This window comes from Gordonia sp. N1V (assembly GCF_029269935.1).
GTDB classification, from domain to species: Bacteria; Actinomycetota; Actinomycetes; order Mycobacteriales; family Mycobacteriaceae; genus Gordonia; species Gordonia polyisoprenivorans.
This window is the reverse complement of sequence record NZ_JARJDD010000001.1, coordinates 220,730-239,984: the sequence shown is the minus strand read 5'-3', so window position 1 is coordinate 239,984 and position 19,255 is coordinate 220,730. Positions and strand designations below refer to the sequence as shown.

The 19,255-nt window shown below is 67.6% G+C and carries 17 protein-coding genes; 7 read left to right on the top strand and 10 right to left on the bottom strand.

The features are described 5' to 3' along the window. Positions 1-12: 12 nt before the first annotated feature. The 3 genes from P3L18_RS01065 to P3L18_RS01055 are packed head-to-tail and all read right to left on the bottom strand — an operon-like array spanning position 13 to position 3,345. Positions 13-816, bottom strand: coding sequence for an adenosylcobinamide-GDP ribazoletransferase (locus P3L18_RS01065; RefSeq protein WP_020170891.1), 804 nt, complete (start codon positions 814-816; stop codon positions 13-15). Between the two features lie 8 nt (positions 817-824). Next, on the bottom strand, positions 825-2,657 hold the full coding sequence (gene cobT, locus P3L18_RS01060; RefSeq protein WP_276112981.1) for a nicotinate-nucleotide--dimethylbenzimidazole phosphoribosyltransferase: 1,833 nt from the start codon (positions 2,655-2,657) through the stop codon (positions 825-827). Positions 2,658-2,661: 4 nt separating this feature from the next. Next, the gene (locus P3L18_RS01055) at positions 2,662-3,345 is read right to left on the bottom strand and encodes a DUF3043 domain-containing protein (RefSeq protein WP_276112980.1); all 684 of its coding nucleotides are present in this window, start codon (positions 3,343-3,345) and stop codon (positions 2,662-2,664) included. A 114-nt stretch (positions 3,346-3,459) separates the two neighbouring features. Here P3L18_RS01055 and P3L18_RS01050 point away from each other — a divergent pair, with 114 nt between their 5' ends. The 3 genes from P3L18_RS01050 (at position 3,460) to P3L18_RS01040 (ending at position 6,117) form a co-directional block, all read left to right on the top strand. Continuing rightward, positions 3,460-4,545: a glycerate kinase gene (locus P3L18_RS01050; protein ID WP_276112979.1), complete on the top strand. Its 1,086-nt coding sequence runs from the start codon at positions 3,460-3,462 to the stop codon at positions 4,543-4,545. 110 nt (positions 4,546-4,655) lie between these two features. Beyond that, complete coding sequence (locus P3L18_RS01045) at positions 4,656-5,015, top strand: iron-sulfur cluster assembly accessory protein (protein ID WP_006370552.1); 360 nt, start codon at positions 4,656-4,658, stop codon at positions 5,013-5,015. Between the two features lie 136 nt (positions 5,016-5,151). Next, entirely contained in the window at positions 5,152-6,117 is a 966-nt protein-coding gene (locus P3L18_RS01040) for a carbohydrate kinase family protein (RefSeq protein ID WP_006370551.1), read from the top strand. A 15-nt stretch (positions 6,118-6,132) separates the two neighbouring features. On the opposite strand, the gene asnB is transcribed toward P3L18_RS01040, so the two are convergent. Beyond that, on the bottom strand, positions 6,133-8,058 hold the full coding sequence (asnB, locus tag P3L18_RS01035; protein ID WP_006370550.1) for an asparagine synthase (glutamine-hydrolyzing): 1,926 nt from the start codon (positions 8,056-8,058) through the stop codon (positions 6,133-6,135). Between the two features lie 438 nt (positions 8,059-8,496). Here asnB and P3L18_RS01030 point away from each other — a divergent pair, with 438 nt between their 5' ends. Beyond that, complete coding sequence (locus P3L18_RS01030) at positions 8,497-9,564, top strand: cytochrome c oxidase subunit II (protein ID WP_006370549.1); 1,068 nt, start codon at positions 8,497-8,499, stop codon at positions 9,562-9,564. Beyond that, positions 9,561-9,977, top strand: coding sequence for a cytochrome c oxidase subunit 4 (locus P3L18_RS01025; RefSeq protein WP_006370548.1), 417 nt, complete (start codon positions 9,561-9,563; stop codon positions 9,975-9,977). Before P3L18_RS01030 ends, P3L18_RS01025 begins: the two co-directional genes overlap by 4 nt. Before the next feature lie 65 nt (positions 9,978-10,042). On the opposite strand, the gene P3L18_RS01020 is transcribed toward P3L18_RS01025, so the two are convergent. The 6 genes from P3L18_RS01020 to P3L18_RS00995 all read right to left on the bottom strand — a co-directional run bounded on the left by P3L18_RS01020 (position 10,043) and on the right by P3L18_RS00995 (position 17,455). Next, a complete protein-coding gene (locus tag P3L18_RS01020) occupies positions 10,043-11,284 on the bottom strand; it encodes an alpha-amylase family protein (protein ID WP_276112978.1) in 1,242 nt (413 codons plus the stop codon). Between the two features lie 67 nt (positions 11,285-11,351). Further along, on the bottom strand, positions 11,352-12,869 hold the full coding sequence (locus P3L18_RS01015) for a bifunctional phosphatase PAP2/diacylglycerol kinase family protein (RefSeq protein ID WP_276112977.1): 1,518 nt from the start codon (positions 12,867-12,869) through the stop codon (positions 11,352-11,354). Between the two features lie 139 nt (positions 12,870-13,008). Next, on the bottom strand, positions 13,009-14,628 hold the full coding sequence (locus tag P3L18_RS01010) for a cytochrome bc complex cytochrome b subunit (RefSeq protein WP_006370545.1): 1,620 nt from the start codon (positions 14,626-14,628) through the stop codon (positions 13,009-13,011). Beyond that, entirely contained in the window at positions 14,625-15,800 is a 1,176-nt protein-coding gene (locus tag P3L18_RS01005; RefSeq protein ID WP_006370544.1) for a ubiquinol-cytochrome c reductase iron-sulfur subunit, read from the bottom strand. The genes P3L18_RS01010 and P3L18_RS01005 overlap by 4 nt, the downstream gene beginning before the upstream one ends. After that, the gene (locus tag P3L18_RS01000; RefSeq protein WP_006370543.1) at positions 15,797-16,729 is read right to left on the bottom strand and encodes a cytochrome c; all 933 of its coding nucleotides are present in this window, start codon (positions 16,727-16,729) and stop codon (positions 15,797-15,799) included. The genes P3L18_RS01005 and P3L18_RS01000 overlap by 4 nt, the downstream gene beginning before the upstream one ends. 108 nt (positions 16,730-16,837) lie before the next feature. Beyond that, positions 16,838-17,455: a heme-copper oxidase subunit III gene (locus P3L18_RS00995; protein WP_170320210.1), complete on the bottom strand. Its 618-nt coding sequence runs from the start codon at positions 17,453-17,455 to the stop codon at positions 16,838-16,840. 141 nt (positions 17,456-17,596) lie between these two features. On the opposite strand from P3L18_RS00995, the gene P3L18_RS00990 reads away from it, so the two are divergent. Together P3L18_RS00990 and trpD are read left to right on the top strand one after the other, a co-directional pair. Then, a complete protein-coding gene (locus tag P3L18_RS00990; RefSeq protein WP_265076582.1) occupies positions 17,597-18,106 on the top strand; it encodes a hypothetical protein in 510 nt (169 codons plus the stop codon). A gap of 77 nt (positions 18,107-18,183) precedes the next feature. After that, positions 18,184-19,251: an anthranilate phosphoribosyltransferase gene (trpD, locus tag P3L18_RS00985; RefSeq protein ID WP_276112976.1), complete on the top strand. Its 1,068-nt coding sequence runs from the start codon at positions 18,184-18,186 to the stop codon at positions 19,249-19,251. Positions 19,252-19,255 lie beyond the last annotated feature (4 nt).

Here is a 19,255-nt window from a genome sequence, read left to right as displayed (position 1 = left end):
GTGCAGACCGACTCAGAGGATCAGTCCGACGAGGACGAGTGCGGTGCCGAGTTCGATGACGGCGCCGAGGACGTCGCCGACGATGCCGCCCATCCGTCGTGCACAATGCCGACTGAACAGCCAGGTGAACGCGAGCATCACCACGATCGTGGCCCCCGCCCGCAGCCCGGCGGTGATCGAATGGGCGGTGATCGAATGGGCGGTGACAGAGCCATCGAGGCCGCCGATCACGACGCCGAGGGCGACCGCCACCACCGACCACACGACCGCGGCGATGCGTTGCGTACCGGCGACCAGAGCACCGAAGCCATCGGGATGGGCAGGCGGCAGCGCCCGCCGGCACGCGAGCACCGCGGCGACGCGTGCGACACCGATCGCCAGACCGAGCTCCCACCAACGATTCTGGGCGATCAGCGTCGTGAGACCGACAGCTTGCAGAGCCAGCACCAGGATCAGGGTCGCCACGCCGAACGGGCCCACCGAACCCGAACGCATCACCTCGGTGACCCTCTCCGGCGGTCCGTAGCACCCGAGACCGTCAGCGGTGTCGGCGAGACCGTCGAGGTGCATACCCCGGGTGCCGACGGCGAGTACGCCGACAACGAGTACGCCGATCAGCGCCTCCGGCGCGGCGGTGTACGAGAGCCCCCACGCGATCAGGGTCGCCACCGCCGCGAGGAGTACGCCGACCACGGGTACCGCTGCGATGACCGCGCCGCCGAGCCGTCTGTCGGCGGTTGCGTCGGTGACACGCCGGGGTACAGGGAGCACGGTCAGCCAGGACAGCGAGACGGCGATCGCGCGTACCGGGCTCATCGGTGAGATCAGGTGGGCGAAGGTGCTTGTGCCACATCGGAATCCGCGCTGTCGACGGAATCCGACGGCAACGCGTCGGCATCGCTGACACCGGCGTCGGCGAAGGTCGACATCGACGTCATGATGTCGACGGCCGAGAGGACCGTCGGCAGCGCCGACAACGCACCGGTGCCCTCACCGAGGCGCATCGAATAGGTGTGCAGCGGTTCGAGATCCAGGTATTCCAGGGCGATGCCGTGGGCCGGTTCGACCGAGCGGTGACCGGCCAGCCACCACCGCGTCGCGCCCGGGGCCATCTCCACGGCGATGAGTGCGGCCGCCGTGACCACCACGCCGTCGAGGATCACCGGTGTGCGCCGTACCGCCGCCTGGGCGAGGAAACCGGCCATCGCAGCCAGATCGGCGCCCCCGACCGCCGCGATCAGTGAGAGCGGGTCGCTGCGATGGCGACGCCCGCGGCGCATCCCGTCGCGGATCGCGGCGGTCTTGCGCATCCATCCGACGTCGTCGATGCCGGTGCCGCGTCCGACCACCTCGACGGGTTCGCGACGTGCGAGGGTGCCGATGATGATCGCGGCAGGCGTGGTGTTGCCGATCCCCATGTCACCGGCGATCAACAGATCGGCCCCGGAGTCGACGAGATCGTCGACGATGGCCCGCCCGGCGGCGAGGGCTCGGCGGGCCTCCTCGATGGTCAATGCGTCGGTGACCCGCAGATCGTTGCTGGAGCGCCGCACCTTGTAGGCCGAGACCTCCGGACCGGTGTCGGCGTCGACGGCGATGTCGGCGACCCGGACCGTCGCACCGCACCGACGGGCGAGCACGTTGACGGCCGCACCGCCGGCGGCGATGTTGGCGACCATCTGCGCGGTCACCTCCGGCGGAAAGGCCGACACGCCACCCTGGGCCACCCCGTGATCGCCGGCGAAGACCACGACGGTGGGCGTCTCGATCGGCCGTGGGGGACAGACCCCTTGGCACGCCGAGATCCACACCCCGATCTCCTCGAGCCGGCCCAGCGAGCCGGGTGGTTTGGTGAGTTCGAGCTGGCGTGCCCGGGCCGCCTCGGCGACCTGTTCGTCGGGTAGGTCGATGGCGTCGAAGATCTCGGCGTCGGTCGCGTCGGGCACGGGTCCGGTCATCGGGATCGCGGCTGCAGGGGCGCTCGCGGGAGCGGCGGGCGCGGGCGGGGTCGGTGCAGATACCGCTGGTGGCGTCGGTGCATCCGGTACCGGCGCAGCCGTCGTCGGCGCGGTCGGGGTGGTCACGGCATCGGGCGTTGCCGGGGCCTCGGCCCGGGGTGCTTCGGTCAGGTCGATGACGCGGCCGGCCACGACGAGGACCACGTGATCACACACTGCGGCCACGGCCTCGTTGAGCGCGCCGAGTTCGTCCTGGAAGAGTCGTCCGGCCGGGGTCGGGGCCACCGGTGCCAATCCGACCTCGGGACTGATCAACACCAGATCGCCGGTGAATTCGGCTATCGCCGAACATAATTCATTGTTCTCGGCGGAGCGGTCGACGGTGGCCGTCGCCGACCACGCACCGGTGGCGTCGAGGCGGGCGGCCAGCCAGTTGCCCAGATCGTCGACGAGTGTCGTCGTGTGCGGGTCGGCCCGCAGTTCCGACGCCAGATCGCTCGTCTCGACCGTCGTGTACCTCGGATCACGCCGTTGCCGATGTCTCTCGACGCGCGCGGTCCACTCGGCATCAGTCGTCAGCGTCGGCCCGGTGGCCACATAACGCACCGATGCGGCCGCGCGCAGCAACTGTTCGCCGTGTGCGGACTTGCCCGACCGAACCCCACCCAGGACCAGCGTCCGGACCCCTCGTGCGGTCATCGGCTCAGACTTCGTCGCCGGGGGAGACCTGCGGTTTCGGCGCGCGCATCTGACGTAGCTGCATCGCGCGGGTGAAGGCGTACCAGCCGAGCTTCAGACCACCCTCGCCGGCGTCGGGATAGCGCTGCGCCACCCGCTTGTTGACCATGCGGCCCAGGATCACCCCGTCGATGGCCATCAGGATGACGAAGGCGAGCAGCAGGAAGGTTGAGTACACCGCGATCGAGGGCACGAACATCACCACGATCAACACGATCGCGAACGGCATGAACAGCCCGGCGAAGTTGCGTCGGGAATCGACGAGGTTGCGCGTGTAGCGACGGGCGTCACCACGATCACGCGGCATCAGGTAGCGCTCGTCGCCGACCATCATCCGCTCGCGCTGCTCGAGGCGCTGGGCCCGGCGGTCGGCCGACGCCTTCTTCTTGTCCTCCCGCGACATCGAGCTGCGCAGTTCCTTCTTGCGCGCGCGGGCCTCGGCGCGGGTCGTCGGCGGCGGCGCGACCGGACCGCGACGACGGCCCTCGGCCTCCCGGCGCGAGGGTGTCGGGCGGCCCTTGGCGGGCGTGTATGCACTGCCACGCTGCGATTTCGAGAGATCAACCGAATCCGCCGAGTCGGAATCGTCAAGGGTCTCGACGGACTCGTCCGCGGGTGCGGAGTCGTCCTTCTTCCATGGCAGTTTCACACCGACGAGCCTAGGTGATCCGCGCTGCCGTGATGCGCCGACCTCCCTATACTTGCCCCGCATGGCGGCCCCGGTGATTTCCCTGGCTTTTCCGACGCCCATCGGCGAGGTCCGATGCGCGTCCTGATCGCACCCGACTCGTTCGGTGACACGTTGACCGCGGTATCGGCGGCCGACGCCGTCGCCCGTGGATGGCTCTCGGCCCGACCCGCCGACGAGGTGATCCGCGCACCCCAGTCCGACGGGGGGCCGGGTTTTGTCGCGGTCCTCGCCGCGCATCTCGGGACGCTGCAGACCGAGACGGTCTACGGGCCGCTCGGCGCCGCGGTCGACGCGCAGTGGCTGCTCGACGACCGCGATCCCGACCACCTCGTCGCCTACATCGAATGCGCGCAGGCATGCGGTCTGCACCAACTCGGCGGGCGCCCCACCACACGGACGGCGATGGCTGCCGACACCTTCGGCGTGGGGCAGCTCGTCGACTCGGCGCTGCGCCTCGGGGTCGGTTCGGTGGTCGTAGGACTCGGTGGCAGCGCCACCACCGACGGCGGTCGCGGACTCGTCGAGGCCCTCGGCGGCCCGGATCGCGCGGTCGCGCGCTGCGCCGCGATCGAGGTGGTCGCGGCATCCGACGTCGAGAACCCGTTACTCGGTGCCTCGGGCGCGGCCGCGGTGTTCGGCCCGCAGAAGGGGGCCGATGCCGACACCGTCGGACGACTCGAAGAGCGCATGACCCAGTGGTCGCGGGTGCTCGCCCGCATGGCCGGGCGCGATGTCGGCGCCGACGCGGGCGCCGGTGCCGCCGGAGGTCTGGGTGCGGCGCTGCTGGCACTCGGTGCTCGGCGCGTCTCCGGTGCGACGGTGGTCGCCGAGGTCACCGATCGTGACGCACAGATCGCCGGCGCCGACCTGGTGATCACCGGGGAGGGCAAGTTCGACAGCCAGACCCTGCGCGGCAAGGTCGTCTCCGCTCTCACCGCCACCGCGCGTGCGGCGTCGGTACCGACAGTGGTCGTCGCCGGGCAGATCGCACTGAGCGCCGACGAGATCGCCGACGCCGGTATCGCTGCGGCGCATTCGCTCGTCGACCACGCCGGATCGGTGCGGCTGGCGATGGACGACGCCGACCACCAGCTCGAGCGGATGGCTCGCGGTATCGCGGCGGCGTGGGAGTCGACCGGCGGCGGGAATAGGTCATGACGGGGTACCGTTGAAGCCGACCGTACGAATGTGCGTTTCCGCGCGTCTGCGCGGGGACTGACCGCAACCGGCCCCACCGAGCCGGCCTCGACCAGCACTGAGGAGCATCGATGACTGTGCAGAACGAATCCGGCGCCGCGACCAGCACCGGAGTCATCCTGACCGACGCCGCCGCGTCGAAGGCCAAGGCCCTTCTGGACCAGGAAGGTCGCGACGACCTGTCGTTGCGCATCGCCGTCCAGCCGGGTGGCTGTGCGGGCCTGCGTTACCAGCTGTTCTTCGACGACCGCAGCCTCGACGGTGACCTCACCGCCGACTTCGCCGGGGTCACCCTGGCCGTCGATCGGATGAGTGCTCCCTACGTCCAGGGCGCGACCATCGACTTCGTCGACACCATCGAGAAGCAGGGTTTCACCATCGATAATCCGAACGCGACCGGCAGTTGCGCCTGCGGCGACTCCTTCAACTGAGTCCGCCCGAGATCCATCTCCTTCCGACCGCATTCCCGGACACCGGGGATGCGGTCGGATGCGTTGTGGCACCGGTCGGTAGCGTGAAAGGTCGTTGCCCAGCAGTACCGCCGAGCAGATAGGGCTGAAGACCCCCGTGACCATTTATGTATGTGGCTCGATCGCTACCGACCATCTGATGAAGTTCCCCGGCAAATTCTCCGAGCAATTGCTCGGCGACCATCTCGACCACATCTCGCTGAGCTTCCTCGCCGAGGACCTCGTCGTCCGGCGCGGTGGGGTCGGCGGCAACATCTGCTACGCGATGGGCGAACTCGGTGGAGCGCCGGTCCTCGTCGGCGCGGTCGGCTCGGACTTCGACGACTACCGTCGCTGGCTGGAGGATCACGGCGTCGACTGCCGCGGCGTGCGGGTGTCGGACAAACATCAGACCGCCCGATTCACCTGCACCACCGACGAGGTGATGGCGCAGTTGGCGTTCTTCTATCCGGGAGCGATGAGCGAGGCCCGCGAGATCACGCTCGCCGAGGTCTCCGCGAATGACGCCGAGCTGGTCCTCATCGGCGCCGACGATCCGGAGGCGATGGTCGCGCACACCAACGAATGCCGGGAACTGGGCATCCCGTTCGCCGCCGACCCCTCCCAGCAGCTCGCCCGTCTCGACGGGGAGTCGGCCCGCACCCTGATCGACGGTGCCACCTATCTGTTCACCAACGAGTACGAGTGGGGTCTGCTCCGCGAGAAGACCGGGCTCACCGAGGACCGTGTGCGTGAGATGGTCGGCACCCGCATCACCACCCTCGGTGCCGGCGGCGTCGAGATCATCGGCGCCGACGGCGCGCGGATCCACGTACCGGTGGTCCCGGAGACGGCCAAGGTCGATCCGACCGGCGTCGGTGACGGCTTCCGTGCGGGCTTCTTGACCGCGGTGAGCAAGGGCCTCGGCTTCGAACGTGCTGCCCAACTGGGGTCGATGGTCGCGGTGCTCGTCCTCGAGACGGTCTCGACCCAGGACTGGACCTGGGACCACGACTCGGCGATCGAACGCATCGAGGGCGCCTATGGCGCCGACGCCGCCGCCGAGATCAGCAAGGTGTTCTGAAAAGCGCGCCCCGTCCTACAGCCGCACCGGATAGGTGTGGTCGGTGATCTCGGGCACCAGTGACTTCTCCACGAAGATCGCGTGCCACACCATGAAGATCAACACCGTCCACAGGCGCCTGCTGTTGTCGACGGCCCCCTCGCGGTGCTCGGCGAGCATCGCGAGGACGGCCGGCTTGTTCAGCAGGTGCTCGGTCTGCGAATGACTGATCGTCTCGTGCGCCCAGTCGTACATCTCGCCACCGGCCAGCCAATGCCGGATCGGCACCGGGAAGCCGAGCTTCTTGCGGTGCAACACATGTGGCGGCACGATCTGCTCGAGCGCCTTGCGCAGCGCGTACTTGGTGGTGCCGTGCGCGATCTTCTCGTCGAACGGAAGCGTCTCGGCGACGGCGAACACCTCGGGATCGAGGAACGGAACCCGCAACTCCAGGGAATTGGCCATCGTCATCTTGTCGGCCTTGACGAGGATGTCGCCGCGCAGCCAGGTGAACAGGTCGATGTGCTGCATCCGGGCCACCGGATCCCAGCCCTCGCTGCGCGCGTAGATCGGTGCGGTGACGTCGGTGTGCGTCCACTCCGGTCGGTAGTCGACGAGGACCGCACGCAGTCGCGCGTCGTCGAAACTGCGGGCGTTGCCGTAATACCGCTCCTCCAGCGTCAGTGATCCGCGATGGAGCAGACTCTTGCCACGGGTGCCCTCGGGGATGCGATCGGAAACCTTGCCCGCCGCTCGCCGCAGCATGCGCGGCAGCTTGTCGAACGCAGAGAGTGACAGCGGCTCCTTGTAGATGGTGTAGCCGCCGAACAATTCGTCGGCGCCCTCACCGGAGAGCACCACCTTCACGTGCTTGCGAGCCTCGGCGGCCACGAAATACAGCGGGACGAGCGCCGGATCGGCGACCGGGTCGTCGAGGTACCAGACGATTTTTCCGATCGCGTCGATGAACTCGGTCTCGTTGACGACCTTGACGATGTGGCGCGCGCCGATCGCCTCGGCGGATTCGGCGGCGACGTCGATCTCGGAGTAGCCGTCGCGCTCGAAGCCGGTGGTGAAGGTGATGAGATCGGGGTTGTGGCGGATCGCCAGCGCGGCGATGGCGGTGGAGTCGATCCCGCCGGAGAGGAACGAGCCGACGGTCACGTCGGCGCGCATGTGCTTGGCGACGGAATCGGCGAGCACGTCGGCGATCTCGTCGTAGCGCTTCTGACGTGTGGCGTCGGTGACCGGACGCACCCCGAATTGCGGGGTGAAGTAACGGGTCACCGAGGGGGAGTGGCCGGGCCGCACCGTCGCGTGGCACCCGGATTCCAGACGCCGGACGGCGGCATGCAGGGTTTCCGGTTCCGGGACGTACTGCAGTTCGGTGTAGTGCTCGACGGCGCGCGGATCGAGATCGGTGGACAGCTCGAGCCGGTCGAGCAGTTCCAGCAGGCTCTTCTTCTCACTGCCGAACGCCGTTCCGCCGGGACCGGTGGCGAGGAACAGGGGCTTGATACCGAACGGATCACGGGCCAGGAACAGCGATCCGGTGTCGGTGTCCCAGATGGCGAAGGCGAACATACCGCGCAGCCGACGCACCGCGTCGGGGCCCCAGTAGTGGAAGGCCGCGACGATCGCCTCGCCGTCGCCTTCGGTACGGAAGACCGCCTGCTCGTCGGCGGCGAGCTCGGCGCGGATCTCGAGGTAGTTGTAGATCTCACCGTTGAAGACGAGTGCGTAACGTTCCGGGCTGTCCGGGGGACCCCACCGCAGCGGCTGATGCGAATGCTCGATGTCGATGATCGAGAGCCGGTTGAACCCGAAGACGAGGTGCTCGTCGTGCCAGGTGCCCGGCTCGTCGGGCCCGCGGTGTCGCATACAGTGGCAGGCTTCGGCGATGAGGTCGACGGCGGTCGCCGCCGAGCCGTCGGGGGTCAGCAGACCGAGCAAGCCACACACAGGGATTCAGGCCTCTTTCGACATCGAGTGGTTCGAATGACAGATTGCGTCCGCAACGCCGGGGTTCGCAGACGGGTCCGAGTATGCCGCATCGTGGTTCGCAGGGCCGTCCGGCACCGCCGTGGGGAGGGCCGAAACCGCTCCCGAACAGGCGATGTCGGGGTCGGTCACAGGAATCCGACGCGCTGATCCACCCCAACCGAAAAAGTTCCCGTGAGTTGGTCTACGCTGCGTAGTACATAGGCGCGGCCGCGGTGTGACCGCGGTGCCCGCGGGCGTTTCGGCCGGTTGGTCGGGTCCCCTCGGAGACAACGCGTCGAGGCAGGTCATGTGGCATGCGACTCGCACGGCGGGAACGTCGCGGCGAGCGAGCAGGAAGGCGTGAAATTGGCACACGGTGAACGGCCCCGGGCCCGGCGCGTTTCGTCTGCATCGCGGATGATCAAGCGGTTCGGCATCGTCGCGATCCTCGCCGTCGGGGCTGTGGTGATGACGGGCTGCAGTGGCGACGAGATCGTGCGGTTCGGCTGGCCGGTCGGCGTTACCCCGCAGGCCGAGTCGATGCGCCACCTGTGGACCTGGTCGGTCATCGCGGCGTTGCTGATGGGCATCCTGGTGTGGGGTCTGATCTTCTGGACCATCACCTTCCACCGTCACAAGGAAGGTCAGGACGAGTTCCCGCGGCAGACCGCCTACAACGTCCCGCTGGAGCTGACCTACACGGCCATCCCGTTCGTCATCATCGCGGTGCTGTTCTACTTCACCGTCATCGTGCAGACCGACGTGGAGAAGAAGACCAACGACCCGAAGGTCGTCGTCGACGTCACCGCCTTCCAGTGGAACTGGAAGTTCGGCTATCGCCAGGCCGAGGTCAACGGCCAGGAGAAGCAGTTCCCGAGCACGCTGGGCAACCCGTTCGACCTGCAGGTGCAGCAGAACACCCACGACGGTGAACCGCTGCCCGGACCGGCCAACGGCCGCGACGACGACATCCGCAACTACCTGCGGTTCGACAAGATCGAGACCATCGGCACCTCCACCGAGATCCCGATCCTGGTCCTGCCGACCGATCAGCGCATCCAGTTCGAGCTGGCGGCCGCCGACGTCGTGCACTCCTTCTGGGTGCCGGAGTTCCTGTTCAAACGTGACGTGCTGCCGTTCCCCGAGCAGAACCACACCGACAACGTCTTCCAGATCGAGAAGATCGAGCGGACCGGTGCGTTCGTCGGGCGCTGCGCGGAAATGTGCGGCACCTACCACTCGATGATGAACTTCGAGGTTCGGGCGGTCTCCCCGCAGGACTTCGATCGCTACATCACCTATCGGGACACTCATCCGCAGGCGACCAATGCCCAAGCGCTGGAAGCGATCTGCCAGCAGCCCGAGTCGGTGGTGACGGTTCCGTTCGACACCCGCCGCAAGAGCAATGGCACCGCCGCCGCGACCGGCGACCCGAACAACACGCGGCTGGCAGGCTGCACGATCAAGGAGAGTGACTTCCAGTGAAGATCGAAGCCCGGCTCTTCGAGCTCCTGACGGCCTTCTTCTTCCTCGCCGGCGTGATCTACACGCTGTGCACGGCGTTCACCTCGCATGGCGTGGAATGGGTCGGCGTGGTCGGCATGTACTTCAGTGCCGGTCTGACCCTCATCGCCGGAACCTACTTCCGGTTCGTCGCGCGACGCGTCGAGATCCGTCCGGAGGATTACGAGGACGCCGACATCGAGGACGGCGCCGGTGAACTCGGCTTCTTCAGCCCGCACTCGTGGTGGCCGATCCTGCTCGCGGCCTCGGCCGCGATGTTCGCGATCGGATTCGCCACCGGCAACATCTGGTTCTGCATCTTCGCCGCGGCGTGCATCATCTCTGCCGCCGCCGGAATGGTGTTCGAATACCACGTCGGCCCCGAAAAGCACTGAGAGCGAACTCTTCACGTTCTGATCGGCGCGGTGCACGCTTCTCGCGTGCCCCGCGCCGATCGCGTTCAACCGAGCGACGACCAGAGCGTGGCGCCGGCTGCATCGTCGATGCGGACCTGCGGGTGGTCGTCGAGATCGATGTGGACGTCGATCCATTCGCCGCCGTGCGCGGCACTGCTGCGGTAGCTGTATCGCGTGTTGGTCAGCGTCAATGACTCGGTTCTCGCCGTGACGAGCCACGGGTGCCTGCGGCGTAAACCGATCAGATCCTGGTGCGCCCGCATGATGTCGCGGCCCCAGTCGGCGAGCTCGGCCGGGGTGTCGGGAAAGGCCGGTCGGACCGCGTCGTCGCCGCCCACCCGCTCCTCCTTGATCCCGGTGAATCCCTGCTCGTCGCCGGAGTACACCGACGGGACACCGCCGACGGTGAGCAGGATCGCCGCGGCGAGAACGGCGTGATCGGGTCCGACGAGGCTCGCGATGCGGGTGACGTCGTGATTGCCGACGAAGGTGTTCGGCACGAACCGCGCCAGGAATTCGTTGTGGCGCACCAGGGCCCAGCTCAGTTCGAACAGGTTGCGGTCGGCGATGGCCGACCAGATCGCCTTCCACAGTTCGTACTGGGTCACCGAGTCGACGCCGGAGGAGGTGACGAAGGCGCTGTAGTCGCCGTGGATGACCTCGCCGAGGAACCAGGCGTCGCCGTGCCTGCAGCGTACCTCGGGTAGCACCCGACCCCAGAAGTCGACGGGGACCGAATACGCGGCATCCAGACGCCAGCCATCGATACCGAGGTCGAGCCAGTGGTTCATCACGGCCACCGCGTGGTCGGCGGTGCGCGGGGACGCATGGTTGAGGCGCACCAACGACGAATGCCCCTCGAACACGCGGGGTCGGGGCCCGCCGTCGGCCGCCCAGTCGACGTCGAACATGTCGGCCTCGGACCCGGGTCCCTCATGCAATGCACGCAGTACCGCCGGGTGCTGATCGCCGATGTGGCTGAAGACCCCGTCGAGGACCACCCGCAGTCCCCGTGCCCGACACTGCGCGACGAGATCGTCGAAATCCTGCTGCCGGCCGAGGCGGGGATCGATCCGGAACGGGTCGACGACGTCGTAGCCGTGAGCCTGCGAGGCGAAGACCGGACCCAGCAACAGCCCGGAGGCGCCGAGTTCGACGGCGTAGTCCAGCCAGTTCAGCAGACGGCGCAGTCGGGGAGCCGGGGCCGCGTCGTGGTCCCGGATCGGTGCGCCGCAGAATCCGAGAGGGTAGACATGCCACCAGATGGCGTGATCGATCCACCGCATGGTCGGGCCTCCTGTCGTGCCTCGGCAAAAAGGGCTGGGACGGATCGGTGTCCGGGCGGAAGCGGTCTCAGGGCTTTCCGACGACGCTGGAGCCGTACACCTTGAGGGCACGATAGGCGACGGTGAAGGTGGCTTCCCGATAGGACTCGCCGATCTCACCGTCGTGCGCGACGACCACCGGCTCCTCGGAGCTGAACGAGAACTCCGGAACCTGCATCTCCCGGTAGGAGCGGGAGCGCTGCAGGCGGCCGCTCAACAACCCGAAGACCAGCCGCGCGAACGCCCACCGTCCGCCGGCGACGAGGAAGCGGACGTCGAGGAGTCCGTCGTCGAGGCGTTCGCGACGGGCCGGGGCGAACCCGGATGAGCCGTACATCGAGTTGCCCAGCAGGAACAACGTGACGTCGAGGTCCTCGCCGTCCACCCGGATGCGTTGCGGTCGGGAATGGCGCAGGACATGCAGGATCGCCAGGGTGCTGGCCAGTGCCTTTCCGGTCCGGCCTTCGAGGCGTTCGCGTGCACGCACGAAATGCGGGTAGGAGCCGATGCTGGCGGTGTTCAGCACGACCCGATCCGAACCCAGCCAGGCCGCGTCGACGCGGGTCACCCGGCCCTCGCGCAGTGCGGTGATCGTGTCGTCGGCGGTCGTGGCCCCGATGTCGCGCGCGAAATGATTGAACGTGCCGCCGGGAAAGACCGCGAGCGGGGTGTCGGTGGCCAGCGCCGCGGCTGCTGCGGTGGCGACCGTCCCGTCGCCACCGCACACGGCGAGCACGTCGCAGTCCTCGGCGGCGTCGCGGGCGATCGCGGCGAAGTCGTCACCGGAGTCGAGCTCCACGACTCGGGCGGCGGGCAACTCGGCGCGGATCCGGTCGCGGATCCGCGCACCCCGGCCGTCGCCGGACGCCGGGTTCAGCAACACGGTCACGTTGGCGCCGTCGGTGACCTCCGGTGCCTCGTCACGGGTGGGTCGGGGGATCGAGATCCGGCGACGGGTGATCGGCGGTGCGATCTGGCCGCCCGCGGTCGCCACGGCCGCGCCGATTCCCAGGCCGATCGCCACATCTCCCGGGTAGTGCACGCCGGTCGCCACCCGGGAGAAGCCGACGAGACCGGCCAGTGCCGACATCGCCAGTCCCGCGAGCGGACTCTCGATCGCCACGCCGGTGGCGAAGGCGGCAGCGCTCGCGGAGTGCCCCGACGGCAGCGAGTTGGACGTCGGGAGTGTTCGGCTTCGGCGGGGCGCAGGCACCAGACTGGCGGTCGGGCGGGGCCGTCGTCGTAGGCGCTTGGCGACCTGATTGGTGACCAGACTGGTGACGGCCAGCGAGCCGAGCCCGCGCACGGCACCGCGTTGCAGACCCGGGCGGCCGCTCGCGGCGAGTCCGAGGGCAATGGCGATCCACAACTTGCTGTGGTCGGCCGCACGTGTCAGCGGTGGCATCGTGGCGTCGAGCAGCGGGCTGGGGGAGCGGGCGATGGAGTCGTAGACGGCGGCGTCGAGGGACCCGAGGCCGCGGGTCACGCGATCGGCTCGCCGCGCGACCGCTCGGGCACGGAGGCGGTCGACGAAGGTGCGGGGCATGGTTGTCACGGTACTGGCCGGGCCCCGACAGCGGGCGAATCGGGCACAAACGAATCGGCTGTCGTCACGTGATCCGTGACGACAGCCGATGTCGTTGTGTTCGTTGCACTTCCGGCGGTTGCGCCGGTCTCGAGGTTGGCTACTCGAGCGGGTTGCCGCCCTTTTCCTGCAGCTCGCGCAGGGCCTTGCGCTCGGCGAGTTCCTGCTCGTGCTCGTGCTCGATGTTGCGGTTCTGCTGCTCGGGCGGGTCGGCGAGCAGGATCGAACCCGTGCCGGGGGCGCCGGAGGAACCGAGTTTGTTCATCCGCTTCGGAACGGCTGCGCCCTCGTAGGGGAGCGGGATCGGATGACCGTGGCTGTCGACCGGGCCGAGCGGCTGATGCAGCTCGATGTACTCACCCTGCGGCAGGCGCTTGATGATGCCGGTCTCGATACCGTGGGCCAGGACCTCGCGGTCGCTGCGCTGCAATGCCAGCGCCCAGCGGTAGGCGACGAAGTACAGCAGCGGCGGGATGACGATCAGACCGATGCGGCCCGCCCAGGTCGTCGCGTTGAGCGAGACGTGGAACTTCAACGCGATGATGTCGTTCATGCACATCAGCGTGAGGATGATGTAGAAGCTGAAGGCCATCGCGCCGAGGCCGGTACGCACCGGGGTGTCACGCGGACGCTGCAGCAGGTTGTGGTGCGCGTCGTCGCCGGTGAGGCGCTTCTCGATCCACGGGTAGGCGAACATCACGCCGAACATCAACGTGATGATCACGACGCACCAGAACACCGCCGGAATCGTGTAATGACCCCAGTACAGCTCCCAGTCGGGCATCAGACGCACCAGACCGTCTGTCCACATCATGTAGATGTCGGGCTGCGAGCCCGCCGAGACCTGCGCCGGGTTGTACGGGCCGAGGACCCACACCGGGTTGATCTGGAAGACACCGGCCATGATCGCGAGGACACCGGTGACGACCGCGAACATCGCACCGCCCTTGGCGGCGAAGACCGGCATGATGCGTACGCCGACGACGTTCTTCTCGGTGCGGCCGGGGCCGGGGAACTGCGTGTGCTTCTGGTACCAGACCAGCGCCAGGTGAGCACCGATCAGCGCGAGGATGATGCCCGGGAACAGCAGGATGTGCATCACGTACATGCGCGGGATGATGATGTCGCCCGGGAACTGACCGCCGAACAGCGCCCAGTGAATCCAGGTGCCCACCAACGGGATTCCGAGGACGATACCGCTCATCGCGGCACGCACACCGGTTCCGGAGAGCAGGTCGTCGGGCAGCGAGTAACCGAAGAAGCCCTCGAACATCGCCAGGATCAGCAGCAGGCAGCCGATGATCCAGTTGGCCTCACGCGGACGCCGGAAAGCGCCGGTGAAGAAGATGCGCGCCATGTGGATGATGATCGACGCCGCGAACAGCAGGGCCGCCCAGTGGTGCACCTGCCGGACGAACAGGCCGCCACGCACCTCGAACGAGATGTTGAGCGTGGTCTCGTAGGCGCGGGTCATCATGACGCCCTTGAGCGGCTCGTAATCGCCGTGGTAGATGACCTCGCTCATCGACGGATCGAAGAAGAAGGTCAGATACACACCCGAGAGCAGCAGGATGATGAAGCTGTAGAGGGCGACCTCGCCGAGCATGAAGGACCAGTGACTCGGGAAGACCTTGTTGATCTGCCGGCGCATACCGGCGGCGAGGTGGTACCGCGAGTCCACCTCTTCGGCCTGTGTGGCCATGCGGTCGGCGATGGTCATGAGTCACGCTCCCAGAAAGCCGGTCCGACGGGTTCGATGTAGTTGCCCTGGTTGTGGGCACGGTTGGCGACCAGGTACCCCTGATCGTTCACCGTTATCGGCAATTGCGCCAGTGCGCGTGCTGCCGGACCGAAGACCGGTTTGGCCGAGTCGAGTGCGTTGAACTGCGACTGGTGGCACGGGCAGAGGATGCGGTTGGTGCGCTGCTCGTAGAGCGAGGTCGGGCAGCCGAGATGGCTGCAGACCTTGGTGTAGGCGAAGTAGTCGCCGTAGTTGAAGCTCTCCTGGCCCTTGCGCTTGATCACGTTGGCTGCGTCGGCGGGACGCAGACGGATGAGCATCACCGGGTTGCTGACGTAACGCAGACCCCAGACGAGCTTCTCGCGGGACTCCTCGGTCTCACCGAGTCCGTCGGACACGCGCCACGGGAACACGGTCTCCATCGCCCCGGAGTCGAGGTCCTCGGGCCGGACGAGCGCCACCCGGTAGGGGTCACCGACGTCGCGACGCAGGAACACCGTCTCGGTGGGGTTCTCCTTGGAGTTGTAGATCGGTGACCAGCCCGAGTTCCACAGGGGAGCGTCGTCACGATCGGCCCACGGGTTCTTGATGATGCCGCCGACCGCGGCGATCACACCGGTGAAGGCGAGTGCGCCGAAGGCGAAGATGCCCGAGCCGATGATCATCTTGCGACGACCGAGCGTGGAGGTGGTGCCGGAGTCCTTGAGCTCGGCGACGATGGTCGCCTTGTCGACGTCGCTGGAACCGGGCCCGTCGTGACGATCCTGTACGGAGATCTCCGACGGCAGGAACTTCTTGGTGATCAGCACCAGTGCGATGCCGATGGACAGGATCGCCAAACCGAAGGTGATGCCCAACAGCGGCGTGTTGAGCGTGTACCACCAGTAGTTCGGGTCGTCCGGCATGGCGAAGTGCCAGTGATTGAAACAGAAGACGACGAAGCAGGCGAGCGCGGAGATGCCCGAGATCGTCAGCCAGATGGCGACCTGACGCTCGGCACGCTTCTCGACACCGGTACCCGGCTCGGGGTAACGCTCGCCGCGGTGGATGATCTCCACACCGTCGAGGTTGGTGCCGAGTTTGACCAGCTCGTCGTTGCTCATCTGGTCGAGTTCGTCCTTGGTCGGGACGTCCTTATCGCTGACGGTCATGCTCGAGATCCCATCCACATCGCGGCGGCGACGATCGCCACAACCCCGACAAACCACATCACCATGCCCTCACTGACGGGGCCGAAGCCGCCGATCCCGAGGCCGCCCTGCGGCTTGGATTCGGTGACGTACTTGATGAAGCCGATGATGTTCTTCTTCTCGTCCACCGACAGCTGGCGGTTGGAGAACTTCGGCATGTTCTGCGGGCCGGTGAGCATCGCCGTGTAGATCTGCTGTTCCTTGACGTCGGACAACGTCGGCGCGAACTTACCGCCGGACAGTGCACCGCCACGGCCGGTGAAGTTGTGGCATGACGCGCAATTGAGTCGGAACAGCTCGCCACCCTGGGCGAGGTTGTCGCCGCGGAGTGAATCCTGGGCGACGACGCGCACGCCGTTCTCGGTCTTGATCGAACCGTCCGGGTTGTGCTCGTAGATCACACTGGGACCACCACCCATGCCCTGGATGTAGGCACCGAGCTGGTCGATCTGGGCGGTGGTGAACTTCGGTGGCTTGCGCAGCGCCTGTGCCTCACCGCGAGCGGCGGGCATACGGCCGGTAGACACCTGGAAGTACACGGCCGCGTCACCGACACCGAGCAGCGACGGGCCGCGATCGGGCACACCCTGCAGGTTGGCGCCGTGACAGGTGACGCACGAGGTCTCGTACAACTGCTTGCCCGCACTGATCAGCGCGGCGTTGTCGACGTCGGCGGTGGCGACCTGCGGCTTGGGCGTCAGCAGCGACGCGATCATGCCGGCCATGAACAGACCGGCGAGCAACAGGATGGTGCCGCTGACACGTCGGCGAAGCTTGCGTCGTGCCTTCGACCGGCGGGCGGAACTCGCCGGGGTCGTCGACGGCGTCGCGACCGATTCGACCGCGTCAGTTGCGTCGCTATCCGACGATCGCGGTGGAGATGAACTCATCTCTAGTCTCTCTACTAGCGGACGGACTCTGGGCTGTGATGCGGGTTCACCCCGCGCAAAGCTCGGTTACTGCGCAGGGACTCCGGGTGCTCCCGGCGTGCCGCGCTCTCATCGGATGAAGTAGATCGTCACGAACAGGCCGATCCACACGATGTCGACGAAGTGCCAGTAATAGGACACGACGATCGCCGCGGTCGCCTGGGCCGGCGTGAACTTCGACAGCTTGGTGCGGATCAGCAGGAAGATGAAGGCGACCAGACCACCGATGACGTGCAGGCCGTGGAATCCGGTGGCCATGTAGAACACCGAGCCGTAGGCGCTCGAGGACAGCGTCGTGCCCTCGTGCACCAGGTGGTAGTACTCATAGCCCTGACCGCAGACGAAGAACGCGCCCATGAAGAAGGTCAGCAGGTACCAGCGGCGCAGTCCGAAGACGTCTCCGCGCTCGGCGGCGAACACGCCCATCTGGCAGGTCACCGACGAGAGGATGAGGACCGTCGTCACCGGGATGGCCAGGGCCAGATTGAGTTCGGTGGGCTCCGGCGGCCATCCGTCAACCGGATTGGCGTTGGCGCGCGCGACGAAATACATCGCGAACAAGCCTGCGAAGAACATCAGCTCACTGGACAGCCAGACGATCGTGCCGACACTCACCATGTTGGGCCGGTTGAGTGAGTGCACGCGCGCGGTGATGGCCGTTCCGGAAGTACCTACAGCGCTAGTCACAAGTTGAAGTATGACGGTTCGTAGTACGCGGTGACCACTTGGGTCCGAGATTGGTGGGAACTTTTTCTCTTCGCGCTGGTCGGCGCCGGTTGCGCGGGTGTCTCGGCGTGTCTGTGGGGCCCGTCGTGGTTTGCTCGGGGCATGGGTACTTCGCGATCGGGCCACGAGCCGGACCCTGCGCCGCGGGACGTGAACGGCCGTCCGGTGTCCCGTTCGCGATGGCAACGACTCACCGCACGGATCGGTTCCCACCGCGAGTCGCAGGTGATCGACGTCGACGACGCCGACCTCGAGGTCGTTGCGTCGTGTGTCGACGACGCCGCGTCGAGTTCGACTGTGCTGGAAGGGTCTTCGTGGCGCCCGGCGGATCAGGCGGTGGTCCGGCATGTCCTGGCGCTGCCCACCTCGCGGGTGTCCGACGCGATCGCGGTTGCCGCGCTCGACGGGTACCGGCCGGTGCATCCGGAGCAGGACAGCCCGGTGCCGGACGGACACGAGACGGTGGTGCTGGCACGGGTGCAACTCGTCGACGCGCTGCACCTGTCGCAGGAACGATCGAGGATGGCCAGTCTCGGGTCGCGACACGGCGGTCGGGCAGTGGGGTGGCAGGTGCTGCAGCGCGCCGAGAAGGCGGACCACTCCGGCCGGTGAATGGGCGGGTGAAAGGCCGGGCCGTGGGGTGGGCCCCACAGCCCGGGGATTGTCGGGTCAGCCCTACAGTTCTTGGGGTGAGCAGCGCGCAGAGGTACACGTGGCCGCAGATCCTCGGCCGGGTCACCGACGGCATCGACCTGACCGTCGATGAAGCGGCCTGGGCGATGAACGAGATCATGACCGACGGGGCGACCGGAGCACAGATCGCGGCGTTCGGGGTCGGGGTCAAGATGAAGGGCGCCGCGCCCGCCGAACTGCGTGGGCTGGCCGCGGCGATGTTGGAGCACGCGGTACCGGTGACCGTGTCCCGGCCCGCGATCGACGTGGTCGGCACCGGCGGCGACCGCTCGCACACCGTCAACATCTCCACCATGACCGCCGTCGTCATCGCCGCAGCCGGCGTCGCAGTGGTCAAACACGGCAATCGCGCGGCGTCGTCGAAGAGTGGTGGCGCCGACGTCCTCGAGGCGCTCGGCGTGTCGATCGGCCTGGGGGCCGCCGATGTCGGTCGCTGCGTCGACGAGCTGGGGATCGGATTCTGCTTCGCGCCCGTCTTCCATCCGGCGTTCCGTTTCACGGGGCCACCGCGTAGGGAGATCGGCATCCCGACGGTGTTCAACGTGCTCGGACCGCTGACCAACCCGGCGCGTCCCTCCCGCGGGCTGATCGGCTGTGCCTTCGCCGATCTCGCACCGGTGCTCGCCCAGGCCTTCGCCGAACGGGACGCGGCCGTGCTCGTGGTCCGGGGCGACGACGGACTCGACGAACTGACGACGACCAGCACCTCGACGGTGTGGCAGGTCGTCGATGGCCGGGTCGTCGAACTCGCCTTCGATCCGCGCGAACTCGGGATCGAACTCGTGGAGCTGTCCGCGCTGCAGGGTGGCGACGCCACCGCCAACGCCGCGATCGCCCGCGACCTGTTCGCCGGGGCGCGGGGACCGGTCCGCGACGCGGTGGTCCTCAACGCCGCGGGCGCCATCGTGTCGGCGGAGATGACCGAGGCCTACAGCGTCGACAGCCTCACCACGGCGATGGTGGCGGCGAAAGCGCGCGCCGAGGCCGTCATCGACTCCGGGGCCGCAACCGCGCTGCTCGATCGGTGGGCCGCCCGCTCACAGGAGCTGGCCGGTCGGCCGTAGACAG

Coding starts and splice junctions, on each gene's coding strand:
- P3L18_RS01065 (WP_020170891.1), bottom strand. CDS start 816: ATGAGCCCGGTACGCGCGATCGCCGTCTCGCTGTCCTGGCTGACCGTG.
- cobT (WP_276112981.1), bottom strand. CDS start 2,657: ATGACCGCACGAGGGGTCCGGACGCTGGTCCTGGGTGGGGTTCGGTCG.
- P3L18_RS01050 (WP_276112979.1), top strand. CDS start 3,460: ATGCGCGTCCTGATCGCACCCGACTCGTTCGGTGACACGTTGACCGCG.
- P3L18_RS01045 (WP_006370552.1), top strand. CDS start 4,656: ATGACTGTGCAGAACGAATCCGGCGCCGCGACCAGCACCGGAGTCATC.
- P3L18_RS01030 (WP_006370549.1), top strand. CDS start 8,497: ATGATCAAGCGGTTCGGCATCGTCGCGATCCTCGCCGTCGGGGCTGTG.
- P3L18_RS01020 (WP_276112978.1), bottom strand. CDS start 11,284: ATGCGGTGGATCGATCACGCCATCTGGTGGCATGTCTACCCTCTCGGA.
- P3L18_RS01015 (WP_276112977.1), bottom strand. CDS start 12,869: ATGCCCCGCACCTTCGTCGACCGCCTCCGTGCCCGAGCGGTCGCGCGG.
- P3L18_RS01010 (WP_006370545.1), bottom strand. CDS start 14,628: ATGACCATCGCCGACCGCATGGCCACACAGGCCGAAGAGGTGGACTCG.
- P3L18_RS01005 (WP_006370544.1), bottom strand. CDS start 15,800: ATGACCGTCAGCGATAAGGACGTCCCGACCAAGGACGAACTCGACCAG.
- P3L18_RS01000 (WP_006370543.1), bottom strand. CDS start 16,729: ATGAGTTCATCTCCACCGCGATCGTCGGATAGCGACGCAACTGACGCG.
- P3L18_RS00990 (WP_265076582.1), top strand. CDS start 17,597: ATGGGTACTTCGCGATCGGGCCACGAGCCGGACCCTGCGCCGCGGGAC.